The following is an 11,921-nucleotide window of genomic DNA, read 5'->3' as shown; positions in this document are numbered from 1 at the left end:
AACCCACACCACGGCCGTCTCAGGAGCCGGGCATCCGGGGCGGCGATGGGAGGGGGCGACGCAGCCCCGGATGCCCGGCTCCTGAGACGGCCGTGGTGTGGGTTGGCCTGGGCTGCCCCCGGCCGGTTAGGTTTCCCCCATGACCGACACGACTGCTCCTCGCACCACCGGCGCCGTGGCCGCCGGCCTCGCCACGATCGCCGCCGACGGCACTGTTCTCGACACCTGGTACCCCGCGCCCGAGCTCGCCGCCGAGCCGGGCCCGTCCGGCACCGAGCGGCTCGACGCCGAGCGGGCGGCCCAGCTGCTGGGCGGCGGCGCGACGGCGGCGATCGGTCAGGACACCCGCCGGGGCGTCGAGGTCGTCGCGGTCCGCACGGTCATCTCCTCGCTCGACGAGAAGCCGGTCGACACGCACGACGCCTACCTGCGCCTCCACCTGCTCTCCCACCGTCTGGTGAAGCCGCACGGCCAGAGCCTGGACGGCATCTTCGGCCTCCTGGCCAACGTCGCCTGGACCTCGCTCGGCCCGGTCGCCGTGGACGACCTGGAGAAGGTCCGGCTGAACGCGCGCGCCGAGGGGCTGCACCTCCAGGTGACGTCCGTCGACAAGTTCCCGCGGATGACGGACTACGTGGCCCCCAAGGGTGTCCGTATCGCCGACGCCGACCGGGTCCGGCTGGGCGCGCACCTCGCCGAGGGCACCACGGTCATGCACGAGGGCTTCGTCAACTTCAACGCGGGCACCCTCGGCACGTCGATGGTGGAGGGCCGTATCTCCGCCGGTGTCGTCGTCGGTGACGGCTCCGACATCGGTGGCGGCGCCTCCACGATGGGCACGCTGTCCGGTGGCGGCAACGTCATCATCTCCATCGGCGAGCGCTGCCTGGTCGGCGCCGAGGCGGGCGTGGGCATCGCCCTGGGCGACGAGTGCGTGGTGGAGGCGGGCCTGTACGTCACCGCGGGCACCCGCGTCACGATGCCCGACGGCCAGGTCGTCAAGGCCCGCGAGCTCTCCGGCGCCTCGAACATCCTCTTCCGCCGCAACTCGGTCACCGGTACGGTCGAGGCCCGCCCCAACAACGCGGTCTGGGGCGGCCTGAACGAGATCCTGCACAGCCACAACTGATCACCGGCGGCCGTGACCTGCGGCTGCGTGTTGGATCAACATTCTGACCTGCTGCTGAGCTGTAGGCAGTTGTCGACGTTGGTCATCGCTGAGCGCCCTTCCACGGCCCGAGGACGGCCCGGAAGGGCGCTCGTGTGTGGACGATATGGCGAACGACCTCTTCCTCCCGAAGCAGCTTGGGTGGGGCTCTGCCGTGGGCTTGTTTGGCACTCACCTGCGCTAATGGTCCGCAGACGTCCGGGCTCGTCCGCCCCTGTACGTGGGCATTGTGACGCAGTTAAACACTCACGTGGGGTCCGGCGTACCGGGCTGGCTCGGCATCTGTTGTCCGGCTGCCGCGAGGAGGGCCCGGCGAAGAGCACGCCGGCCATGCTTCCGCTCCAGGCCGCTCTCATCGACCGCCTTCAGCAGCACGGCCTGACTCACCTCGCAGGCGGCTTGCAGATCCGCTCCCTCCGCGTCGGTGCCAGGGCTCCAGTCCCGTACCGGCCCGTTCACACGAACGTGCTCAACCAGCCTCAGCCGAGCTGCGTACACGGTGAGTTGCAATGCGACCAAGCTCCGCGGAAGCTCGATGTCGACCATGAGCGAAGGGTAGGTGCCAGACTCTCAGCCTGGGAAGCCGCCATCACCGGCGGCGGCTTCGCGTGTTGAACTGGGCGAACGTCTGAGACGAGGTGACCTCGCCCGTGGTCGCTTCACCTCCCCGTTCTAGCCGGTGCGCTTGTGGTGCGGGAGGGCGCAGCTACAGCGACAACGGTTGGGGTGCTGTCGACCGGGGCCGTCACCACGGAGTCCGGCGTATGCGCCTCCGGAAGGTTCCAGTCGGCGCGGGGCCATAACTGGCGTCATCCCACAGCCGGCATAGGTGTCTGAACTCGTAGTCGCGCCTAGGAGTGTGGGTCAGTAACGAGCAGGTGGCTCGGCTTCCTGTGGCCGGCGGATCGGTCGCGGCGGCCCTGTCGGGGCCTGTTGGGGCTCTGGTGGGGTCTGCCCGCTGGGTGTTCGGTCGGCAGGGCTCGCGACGTGGCCGGGGAGGCCCGGCTGGTCAGTCGGCCAGGGCGGCGATTCCTGCTGTCCCGGCGTGATGTGATCATCTCGTAGGCGAGGGCCGCCGGTTGCCTGCTCAGACGGTCGTCGACTGGAGTTGGTGCGGCATGTTCCAGCCCTCGGCGAGTCTCGACGGGTGAACGTTGCGTCCCCCGCCGAAGAACTCGCAGAACTTCATGATCAGCGGATCCCAGCCGAGCGGGTCCACATAGTGCGTCCCAGGGATGACCAGGTCTTCCTCGACATGAGCGCGAAGGACCTCTACCTCGAAGGCAGTGGCATGCGGTTCGGGACCGCCGAAGGGATGGGCCGAGACGACCCGGCATTCCAGCTGGACCGGACATTCCGCAACCCTGGGGGCCCGGACTAGATCCGATGCCTGCTCGGTCAGCCGTGCGACCGAGAACTTGTCCGGCTCGTGCCGGTAGCCCTGCTTTGCCTTGTAGTCCGGCATGGCCAACTTTCCGGTGGTGAGCGCGATCCGGTCGACTGCATCGACCATCGCCGACGAGGGCAGGTTGAGCACGCACTCGCCCTCACGCCGCAGGTTCGCGGTGGTTTGGGCGTTGTTGCCGAGACCGAGCATGCAGGACTGGTCCAGCCACCACGCCGAGGACATCGGCGCGAGGTTCGCCGTGCCGTCCTCGTTGAGTGAGCTGACCAGCACCACCGGAGTTCCGAAGTACAGGACCTTGAGCCCGGGGACGACGTGCATGCGCTGTGCCTTTCGCGGAGTGCCTGACGGACAGGTCCGCGATCAGGAACACGAACCGTCGCTGACTCTCTCGTGAGTGAGACGCGGACGCTGGCGGAGATACGACATCGCGTTCCGGATGAGTGGAGCAATCATCCAATGACAGTGACAGGCCCGGCGTTGATTACTGGGACACGCTCCTAGCCGCTGAGTCCTCACAAGTTTCGGCCCAAATGCGGTCGAACGGCGGTCGGCGCATCTGTGAAGAGATGGCACCGCTCCAGTCACGCCACGTGTCGTCGGAGACCCACCCCTGAGCCCGCGTTCGGCTTCGTCCATGCGGTGGTGCCTCGCGAGGCCGTATACCGGCCCGTTCACCTGCGTTCATGGACGTCCACGGCTGCTTGGCACCTCGCTACGAGTTCCGTGCAGGGGCGTGCGACTCGTGCTCGCCTGGCGACGCACACAGATCCGGTGTGCCGCTGACCGCGAAACAGTAGAGCATCAGCTCGTCCAACACCTGTGAAGAGCCAGGGGGCACGCCATATGCTGACGGGCTGTGAGGCAGCATGCTGTGGGGGTGGAGAGATGCAGGTTATGTTGCGGATCGCTGGTGACGCGGCCGAAGACGAGATTCGTTCCTTGCATGCATGGCTGCTCTTGGACCGCATTGTTCGGCGCCAAGCAAGCGTCGAGATGGGGTCGTCGTCCCCTCCGGTTTCAGGACAGCAAGGTGCGGTCCTGGACCTAATATCGCTGGTGCTGAGCAACGGAATCAGCGCGGCGTCGCTCGGAGTGTCCATCGCGTCATGGCGGGCCACTCGACCACAAGAACCGACCATCACCGTCGAGCGCCCTGACGGCAGCAAGGTGACGATCACGGGCTCCTCTCGGGACGAGGCACAGCGCCTGGTGGAGCAACTACTTGGTGAGCAACAGTAGGAGCGGTGCGTGAGCAGGCTTCCCAATCCGGAAAAGTCGCGGGCGCTTTTTATAGGCGTCGACAGTTTCGACTGTCTTGAGCCCCTGCCTGCGGTTCGCCGTAATTTGTCGACGCTTGTCGATCTATTTGCTGGCGATGTGTGGGGCCTGGGGGCGTCGTGCTGTAGCCAATTAGTTAATCCCACCTCGATGAGGGAGGTGGATGAAGCGATTTTCCGTGCCGCAGGAGCCGCCACGGACACTTTGCTCCTCTACTATGCGGGACATGGACTGCTTGACCGTCAGGGGCGCCTGCACCTAGCCATGCCCGATAGTGAGAAGAACTCCGTTCACTCAACCGCTTTCCCATACGAATGGATGCGTATGCGGTTGGCCGAGAGCGTCGCGGCTCGCTGCATCGTAATTCTTGACTGTTGCTTCAGCGCACGCGCCATGGGACTGCAGTCACCTGCTTCAAGCATTGCAGCACTGGCAGAGGCGGAAGGCACTTATGTGCTGGCAGCAGCCGACGAGAGAGCGATCGCATTGGCTCCGCCCGGGGAGGACTACACGGCCTTCACCGGAGCTCTGGTGCGTGTGTTGGCGCATGGCATTGCTGATGCACCTGAATATCTGGATCTGGACACAGTCTTCCAAGGAGTTCAGGGAATTCTGCGACGGCAGGCGCGGCCCGAGCCGCAATGCTTGGGTCGTAATCAGGTTGGTCGCACGGCCTTCATCAGAAATGCGGCCTATGTGCCGCGTCAGCCGGGCGAAGTGCCCTACGACTTGCAGGCCGCCGTCGAAGGACTCCATCGCGCTGCCAGTCTGGCAGACACGCTACAGGCCGTATCAGACGGTGCCGTGACCGCGTTGGGGTTCGAGCTGGCATGTTTGAACCTTGTGCGCCCCGACGGTGGTTTGGTTGTTGCTTCCTTGGCTGGGAACGCCGAGGCCGAGGCGCTTATCACCGGACGGGTCGGTTCTCGTGAGGCTTGGGAGCGCCGGCTGTCCATGGGTGAGGCTTGGGGCGATTTGCGTTTCATTCCTCACACCGAGGGCTACGTCTTGGACGACGACGATGTCCCGCAGTGGTATACCGACGGGCACCCGCCTTACAGTGAAGGAGAATGGCACCCCTCCGATCGTCTCTTCGCACCCATGTACATGCCCCGGGCTCAGGGCGGCGGCAACTCGACTGGTGAGCTGATCGGAGTGCTCTCAGTTGACAGACCACGCAGCGGCCGTAGGCCCGGCCCGCTGCAGTGTGAAGCTTTGCAGTCGTACGCGTTCCAAGCGGGAATCGCTGTTAGTACGGCGCGAATGCGCGCCGACATGCAACGGGCTCTGCTTCGTATGGAACGTGAACAGCAGGCGCTGCGTGCCAGCGAGGAGAGCTTCCGTCAGGCCTTTGAATACGCGCCTAGTGGCTTCGCCATCGCCGAGATAGACGGCGAGCAGCACGGGCGCATCTTGCGAACCAACGATGCGTTGTGCCGCATGTTGGGTCGTCCCGCCTCGGCGATGCGCCGCTACTCCGTCTCCGACCTCGTCCACCCGGAGGACATTGGCACGCTACTTCGAACCTCTGCAGAAGGCGGGCGTGCGGAGCTCCGTCTCCTCTGCCACAGCGGCACGTATATGTGGGTCTCGCTCCGCAACTCTGTCGTTGCGGACGCGGCCGATGGCCCCCGTTTTCTTCTCATCCACATCGAGGACATCGAGGAACGTAAGCGCCGCGAGTTCCAACTTGCCCACCGTGCCTCCCATGACCACCTCACGGGTCTGCCCAACTCTCCAGAGTTGCGATCGCGCCTTGCTGCTCGTCTCTGTCAGCGCCCGATGGATTCCGGTGCCATAAATGCACCAGAAGTGGAGGAATACGATGGGCGCGACCGTCATGTTCACGCGCTCGAGCCAAGGGGCGACTGGGACAACGACGTCAGCGGCCTCGCGGTGCTGTCCTGTGGCCTGGATGGATTCAAGTCGATCAACGACCGGTTCGGTTACAACGTGGGTGACATGGTGCTTGTACAGGTTGCCAGACGCCTGTCCCGGGTGGCACGGCACGGCGACACAGTTGCCCGGCTCCGCGGTGACGAGTTCGTGATCCTCGCCGACGGACTCGGCCATGCCGACGCTTATGACCTCGCCGTACGGTCGCGCAACGAGATTATTCAACCCATCCATACGGACGGACGTGCGGTCCGGGTCGGTGCGAGCTTCGGCGTTGGCTGGGCGTCTTGCGGCATGACGGCCGATGAAGTCTTGAAAGCAGCTGACGCGCGGATGGTGGCGGAAAAACGATCTCGATCCCCACAGCATAGGCGAGGTAGATGACCAGCCTCGAGTGCTCTGGCTCGTGGAGTTGAGAACCAGTCGTTGCACCGCGAAGGCCTGGGGGACTTCATCGCCCCGAAGCAACTTGAGTGGGCGTCTGCCTTGGGCTGGTGTGCTGCTCACCTACGCCGATGGTCCGCTGACGTCCGCGCTCGTCCGCCGTTGTTTGCTGGCGTTGTCACGCAGTTGGACACGCACCCTGTGCGGCTTCCAGCGTGCGGGATCGGGCACGTCAGCTGAGTTCTCCAGGGCTTGGGCATGGTGCGTCCAGTGTCAGACATCCAATCGGGTGACCTGTCGGCTGTCGCTCGCTACGACTGTCGTTGGCCGTCGTGACCGGTCGCCACTGAGTGGCCTCGGACGGCTCAGGGACAGCGTGGACCACGCCGGAAGAAGTGCCCGGACTGCTGGAGCCTCGCCCAGGTGTCCAGTCCTCGTGATCCGCGTGGAGTGCGCCACGCTCTCGTCGGCGTCCTTGCCCTGGCCGCCTGCGCGGTGCCGGCGGGGGCGACGTCGCTGCTGGCGGTCGGCGCATGGTTCAGCCACAACTGACCAACGCCGGTCGACCGCCGACGGCTGCCGGTCAACCCGCGGTGGCCGTGACGTGCCGTCGCTTGATCGATCAGCGTCCGGAGCTCCTGCTGAACCGCTCCTGAGCTGTCGGCAGATGCCGGCTGTGACCGCCGCAGAGCGCCCTTCCGCGGCCAGAGGCCGACAGGGAGGGCGTGTGCGTTCATGGCGCTTCTCGGGTGCGCTCCAGCAGCTTCAGGGCTTCATTGTGGAAGCGGCGTTCGGCGTCCCGGCACGGGGCTCCGAGGAAGGCGCGCTGTGCCTCGGTGAGATCGCAGTTCAGCACGGCCATGGTGACGCGGACGGCTTCCACTCCGTGGCAGTCGTTGTCCTTGAGGAACTGTTGTAGGGCGCCTGCGTCGCCTGTCGTCTCCCAGATCGGGCGGGCGTGTTCCGCCCAGGCCGCGATGCGCGTCGATCGTTCCGCGTCGGATGTCATCGGTCCGCCTCTCCTGGGTGGTCCGCAGATTATCGGCCGGGCGGCTCGTCCAGGGGTGCGTCGGGCCGCTCTTGGATGATCCCGTACGGGTTGATCCGCGTGACCTTTCGGTGGGGGTGGGCGATGAACTCGTGGGACGCACAGTCCTATCAGAGGGCGAACCGACGAGATGAGGGCCGGACAGGATGAGGAGCGATCGGGTGAGGGGCGTGGCACGAGTGGTGAGCGGGGTGGTGGGCGTGGCCTTGGTGTGGGGGCTGCCCGCCGGTGTCGCGTATGCCGACGAGACCAACAGGGCTTCGCACAACGGCCCCCGTATCGGGCTCGTCAACGTCGGCCAGGTCGACGACCCGATGGAGGACGTGCTGGAGCACACCCTGCTGTTCGGTGACGGGTACCGCTGGGGCTGAGCCCGTCGCCACCAGGAGTCCGGGGCCCGTGCCGCGCCAGCGCGTCGTGCGGGCCCCGGCCCCTGTCCGGGAACTTTTTTCGGCGTACCGGCATAGCGGGGGGTGGATCCGCGCGTCACACAGAGCACAGGGGCGGGACACAGGGCCCGCCGGGGAAGAGAAGGTGACGATGGATGCCGCAGGTCAGGAGAGTTTCCGCGAGTTCGTGGCCGGGCGGTCGTCGGCGCTGCTGAAGACCGCCGTACTGCTCAGCGGCGGTGACCGGCACGCCGCCGAGGACCTGCTGCAGAACGCGCTCATCAAGGCCGCCGGCCGCTGGCAGCGCATCGACGAACCCGAGGCGTACGTACGGCAGATCCTCTACCGGCAGCAGATCAGCCGCTGGCGGCTGAAATGGCGCCGCAGGGAGGTCACCGTCGCCGAGCTGCCCGAGAGCGGCGCCGCCGACGGCGCGGCCGGGGTGGAACTGCGCCTGGTGATGCGCGGCGCGCTCGCCCGGCTGACCGCGCGGCAGCGGACCATGCTCGTGCTGCGCTACTTCGAGGACCTGCCCGAGGCCGACGTGGCCCGCATCCTCGGCTGCTCCGTCGGCACCGTCCGGTCCACCACCCACCGCTCCCTCGCCCGGCTGCGGGAACTCGCGCCCGAACTGGCCGGTCTCGGCCAGGCCCCGGCCGAGCAGCGGCCTTCCCGTGACTTCTCGCCCGTGGAGGTGCGTCCATGAACGTCGACGAACTGGTGCGCGACTCCCTGCGGGAGCAGGCCGCAGAACAACCGCCCCTGGAGCCCGGCTTCGCCGACCGCGTGCTGAACGTGCGGCGCCGCCGCCGTACCCGCAGGATCGCCACGGTCGCCGCGGCGACCGCCGCCGTGGTCGCCGTCGCGGTCGCCGTGCCGCTGTTGGAGTCCGGCAAGGACGAGACGCGGCTCGCCAGCGAGATGAACAAGAGCGACATCATCGCCCACCCCGACCAGTCGCCCCCGCGCGACCTGATCGCCGCCGGGGACAGGGCGCTGGCCGCGTACTACACGTACGACACGGTCAAGACGTCCGAGGACACCGCGGTCAGGCAGCGAACGTATCGGATCCTCGACCAGAGGAACGGCAAGTACGTGAAGGACGACCGTTGGTCCATGGTTTCGGTCGCCCCCGGCATGCGGACCGCCGCGGTTCTGGAGCGGGACCTGCCGGTCAAGCGGATCGGGCTGCTCGACCTGCTCACCGGCGAGGTGGACCGCTGGCTCCCGGTCGAGCGGGGGGTCGCCAGCGCCGAGTTCTCGTCCGACGGCAGCAAGCTCGTCGCCACCACGTACAGCAAGAACCCCGACCTCCTCACCAGGGTGGACTACGACTCCGACGGTGACGGCAAGAAGAACGACTACCAGGCGGACTGGTCGATGTCGTACCGCACCGGCTTCTACGTCGTGGACATCGACTCCGGGAAGGCCGACTGGAGCGAGGTCGTCACCGACAACCAGGACGGGATCGTCAACTCCCGCCAGGACTTCGGCTTCAGCGGCGACGCCAAGTCCGTGTACACCGGGCTGACCATGGAGCCGCACCAGCAGTACTACGACCTCAAGGGCAACAAGGTCCCCGCGCCGCCGGACGAGACGTACCTGCACTGGTCGGTGGAGGCGCGGCTCTCCCCGGACGGCAAGCTCGCGGCCGGTGGTTTCGCGGGCGGCGCCAAGACCACCGCCTCGTGGATCCTCGACCCCCGCACCGGCAAGCACCTCCACAAGGTGCGCGGACAGCAACTGCTCGCCTGGGTCGACAACAAGCGGCTCATCGCCTGGGACATCACGGCCGGGGACAACGAGTTCCACAACGCCTTGGTGCTCGTCACCATCGGCAGCGACAGGACGCTCCCGCTCAGCGGCGCCCGCAAGGGCAACGACGGCGCGGCAGGACGCTGGAACCCGGTCTTCGCCACCCGCTGACCACCGGGGTCGCGCCGCCTCCGCCGACTGCCGGGGCCGCGCCGCCTCCGCCGACTGCCGGGGTCGCGCCCTCCGCCGACTGGCGGGGCCGTGCCCTCCGTCGACTGCCGGGGCGTGTGCCGCCCCCGCCTACCGCTGGGGCGTGCGTCCTCAGGCGGCGACCAGGGCTTCGTACGCCTCCAGCAGCCCGTCGGCCACCTCTCGGCCGGCGGGCCGCAGCGGTGCCCGGACCGGGCCCGCCGGCAGGCCGAGCCGCCCGAGCAGGGCCTTCGCCGTGACGGTACCGGGGAGACCCGAGGCCATCATCGCCTCCGTGAGTGGGACCGTCGCCCGCTGCAACCGTGCCGCTTCCGCGGTGTCGCCCGCGTCGAACGCGTCCACGATCGACCGGAAGTGACGGGGCACGGCGTTGGCGACGGTGCCGATGTAGCCCGCGCCGCCGAGCGCGTACAGCGCCAGGACGTACTCGTCGCAGCCCGTGTAGTACGCCAACTCCGTCTCCGCCAGCACCTTCTGGGTGCCGAGGAGGTCGTACGCGCAGTCCTTCACCGCCACGATCCGGGGGTGTGCCGCGAGCCGGATCATGGTCGCCGGTTCGATCCGGGTGCCGGTGCGGCCGGGGATGTCGTACAGGGCCAGCGGGAGGCCGCAGCGGTCGGCCAGTTCACGGAAGTGCGCCTCGACGGCGTCCTGCGGGGGCCTGCTGTAGTACGGGGTGACCGCCAACAGGCCGTCCGCGCCCGCCTTCTCGGCGGCCAGGGCCAGCTCCACGGTGTGCCGGGTGTCGTACGTGCCGACGCCCGCCACGATCGTGGCCCGGTCCCCGACCGCCGCCCGGACCGCGCGGATCAGTTCCGCCTTCTCCGCGTCCGTCGTCGTCGGCGACTCTCCCGTCGTGCCGGACAGGACCAACCCCTCGCACCCCTCCGCCGCCAGCCGGTCGGCGAGCCGCTGCGCCCCGTCGAGGTCCAGCGACCCGCCCTCGGTGAACGGGGTGATCATCGCGCAGAGGGCGCGGCCGAAGGGGGCGGTGCGGTGCGTGGTGGTGGTCATGGGGGTAGTCTCGGCGCGCTTATTGTGAAGCTCCACTTAATTCTTCTACGGGATATGTGGGAGATTTACTACGAGGATGGGCGGCGGTCGCCGGGTGGGCGACGCATCCGCTACTGCCACGGTCGGCGCGGCCTCGGCGCGTCCGGTTCGGCGGCCTCACATTGCCGTGGAGGTCGGCTGCCTAGCGTGGGTCGGTCCGGGTACTCGGGGTCTCCCGAGATGTGAGGAGGCGGAACTGTGACCGGGACCCTCGAAACCAGGCCGGACCGAGCCGCGCGTTCCGGGGCGCGCGTGCAGGATCACCACTCCGTGGGGGAGCTGGTGGGACAGGCCACCGAACAGCTCTCCCTGCTCGTGCGCCAGGAGATGGCCCTCGCGAAGGAGGAACTGGCCGAGAAGGGGCGGCGCGCGGGGCGCGGCGGAGGGCTGCTGGGTGCGGCCGGAGCCGTCGCCTACGTCGGGTTCATGACGATGGCCGGCGCCGCCGTCGCGGCGTTCTCCCTGGTCGTGGACGTATGGGCCGCCGCGCTGATCGTGATGGGCGTGCTGTTCGTGATCGCGGCCGTACTGGCCGCCGTCGGACGCGCCCAGCTCAAGCGGGCGACCCCGCCCAAGCCGGAACAGGCGCTCGACAGCGTCAAGGCGGACGTCGACGAGATCAAGGGAAGGGCACGGCGATGATGATGGCCATGGGTGCGTCCGGTGGTGCGAAGGGGTGGTCTGAAGCCAAGGAGAGCATCGGGGCGAAGGGCCCCGACGAACTCCGCCGGCAGATCGAGCTGACCCGGTCCCGGCTCGGCGACACGGTCGAGGAGCTCGCCGCCAAGGCCGATGTGAAGGCGCGCGCCCGCGCGCGCATGGACTCCGTACGGGAGCGGGTGCCCCGGGAAGCGGTCATCGTGGGCGGAGCGGGGGTGGCCGTCGTGGCCACCGGCGTCTTCGTGTGGCGGCACTACTACCACTAGCCCGGTCCCGGACGGAGCACGGAGCAGACCGAGAGGCGCGGACGCGTGAGCCGGGATGGGCCCGGTTCGCGCTCTCGGGTGCCGCGCACAACGTGACCGCGGGAGGGTGCTTCCTCGTGCGCGTGCGCATACGCACGCGCGTTCGAGCCTGGCGCCCCCGGCTGCTCCCTCTCCCGGCCGACCTCCGATCCGGTGCCCCCGTTTCCCCCTCCCGGCCTCCTACCGATCCGGTCTCCCCGGTCGCTCCCCCTCCCGGCCCGCCGCACCGCCCTCAGTTGATCGGCTCGACGTCCTGCGATGTCGTCGTACGGGCCCTCGCCTCCCGCAGAGCCCGTAGCCGCGGCGGCCAGGCCCGGGTGTCGCGGGGCTCGACGTACGGCTCCTCCGAGGGCGGACGGCCCTGGAC

Annotated in this window: 13 protein-coding genes and 1 pseudogene; 10 read left to right on the top strand and 4 right to left on the bottom strand. The window is 68.1% G+C overall.

Annotated elements, in window-relative coordinates; genetic code table 11:
• Nucleotides 1-139: 139 nt before the first annotated feature.
• Nucleotides 140-1,129, top strand: coding sequence for a 2,3,4,5-tetrahydropyridine-2,6-dicarboxylate N-succinyltransferase (gene dapD / locus AOK15_RS21935; RefSeq protein ID WP_055519512.1), 990 nt, complete (start codon nucleotides 140-142; stop codon nucleotides 1,127-1,129).
• Nucleotides 1,130-1,414: 285 nt separating this feature from the next.
• On the opposite strand, the gene AOK15_RS21930 is transcribed toward dapD, so the two are convergent.
• Both AOK15_RS21930 and AOK15_RS21925 read right to left on the bottom strand, forming a co-directional pair.
• Nucleotides 1,415-1,714, bottom strand: a complete 300-nt coding sequence (locus tag AOK15_RS21930) for a hypothetical protein (RefSeq protein WP_055519509.1) — start codon at nucleotides 1,712-1,714, stop codon at nucleotides 1,415-1,417.
• Nucleotides 1,715-2,255: 541 nt separating this feature from the next.
• Nucleotides 2,256-2,894, bottom strand: a complete 639-nt coding sequence (locus AOK15_RS21925; RefSeq protein ID WP_055519507.1) for a flavin reductase family protein — start codon at nucleotides 2,892-2,894, stop codon at nucleotides 2,256-2,258.
• A gap of 576 nt (nucleotides 2,895-3,470) precedes the next feature.
• Here AOK15_RS21925 and AOK15_RS21920 point away from each other — a divergent pair.
• From AOK15_RS21920 to AOK15_RS42505, 4 genes and pseudogenes are all read left to right on the top strand, one after another.
• Nucleotides 3,471-3,815, top strand: a complete 345-nt coding sequence (locus tag AOK15_RS21920) for an effector-associated constant component EACC1 (RefSeq protein ID WP_063799027.1) — start codon at nucleotides 3,471-3,473, stop codon at nucleotides 3,813-3,815.
• Nucleotides 3,816-3,824: 9 nt separating this feature from the next.
• Nucleotides 3,825-4,463, top strand: a pseudogene (locus AOK15_RS47080) (caspase family protein); the annotation flags it as partial.
• 108 nt (nucleotides 4,464-4,571) lie between these two features.
• Entirely contained in the window at nucleotides 4,572-6,134 is a 1,563-nt protein-coding gene (gene cdgB, locus AOK15_RS42510; RefSeq protein WP_240508540.1) for a diguanylate cyclase CdgB, read from the top strand.
• Nucleotides 6,135-6,557: 423 nt separating this feature from the next.
• Nucleotides 6,558-6,686: a transposase family protein gene (locus AOK15_RS42505; RefSeq protein ID WP_079058624.1), complete on the top strand. Its 129-nt coding sequence runs from the start codon at nucleotides 6,558-6,560 to the stop codon at nucleotides 6,684-6,686.
• 181 nt (nucleotides 6,687-6,867) lie between these two features.
• On the opposite strand, the gene AOK15_RS21910 is transcribed toward AOK15_RS42505, so the two are convergent.
• Nucleotides 6,868-7,143 (bottom strand): hypothetical protein, encoded by a 276-nt coding sequence (locus AOK15_RS21910; protein ID WP_055519503.1) that lies wholly within the window; start codon nucleotides 7,141-7,143, stop codon nucleotides 6,868-6,870.
• A 185-nt stretch (nucleotides 7,144-7,328) separates the two neighbouring features.
• Between AOK15_RS21910 and AOK15_RS21905 the strand changes: the two genes are divergently transcribed.
• The 3 genes from AOK15_RS21905 (at nucleotide 7,329) to AOK15_RS21895 (ending at nucleotide 9,497) form a co-directional block, all read left to right on the top strand.
• On the top strand, nucleotides 7,329-7,553 hold the full coding sequence (locus tag AOK15_RS21905) for a hypothetical protein (protein WP_055519501.1): 225 nt from the start codon (nucleotides 7,329-7,331) through the stop codon (nucleotides 7,551-7,553).
• Between the two features lie 169 nt (nucleotides 7,554-7,722).
• Complete coding sequence (locus tag AOK15_RS21900) at nucleotides 7,723-8,277, top strand: SigE family RNA polymerase sigma factor (protein ID WP_055519499.1); 555 nt, start codon at nucleotides 7,723-7,725, stop codon at nucleotides 8,275-8,277.
• Nucleotides 8,274-9,497, top strand: a complete 1,224-nt coding sequence (locus AOK15_RS21895; RefSeq protein ID WP_055519496.1) for a hypothetical protein — start codon at nucleotides 8,274-8,276, stop codon at nucleotides 9,495-9,497. The genes AOK15_RS21900 and AOK15_RS21895 overlap by 4 nt, the downstream gene beginning before the upstream one ends.
• Before the next feature lie 150 nt (nucleotides 9,498-9,647).
• Here AOK15_RS21895 and dapA read toward each other — a convergent pair whose 3' ends face one another.
• Complete coding sequence (gene dapA / locus AOK15_RS21890; protein WP_055519494.1) at nucleotides 9,648-10,550, bottom strand: 4-hydroxy-tetrahydrodipicolinate synthase; 903 nt, start codon at nucleotides 10,548-10,550, stop codon at nucleotides 9,648-9,650.
• 237 nt (nucleotides 10,551-10,787) lie between these two features.
• Here dapA and AOK15_RS21885 point away from each other — a divergent pair, with 237 nt between their 5' ends.
• Together AOK15_RS21885 and AOK15_RS21880 are read left to right on the top strand one after the other, a co-directional pair.
• Nucleotides 10,788-11,231 (top strand): phage holin family protein, encoded by a 444-nt coding sequence (locus tag AOK15_RS21885; RefSeq protein WP_055519492.1) that lies wholly within the window; start codon nucleotides 10,788-10,790, stop codon nucleotides 11,229-11,231.
• 8 nt (nucleotides 11,232-11,239) lie between these two features.
• Complete coding sequence (locus tag AOK15_RS21880; RefSeq protein ID WP_055519513.1) at nucleotides 11,240-11,515, top strand: DUF3618 domain-containing protein; 276 nt, start codon at nucleotides 11,240-11,242, stop codon at nucleotides 11,513-11,515.
• The last annotated feature ends 406 nt before the right edge of the window (nucleotides 11,516-11,921 follow it).

The sequence above is a fragment of the Streptomyces ossamyceticus genome (assembly GCF_001418475.1).
Taxonomy (GTDB): Bacteria; Actinomycetota; Actinomycetes; order Streptomycetales; family Streptomycetaceae; genus Streptomyces; species Streptomyces ossamyceticus.
Note: the sequence above shows the minus strand (reverse complement) of the source record. Positions and strands in the feature narration are given on the sequence as shown.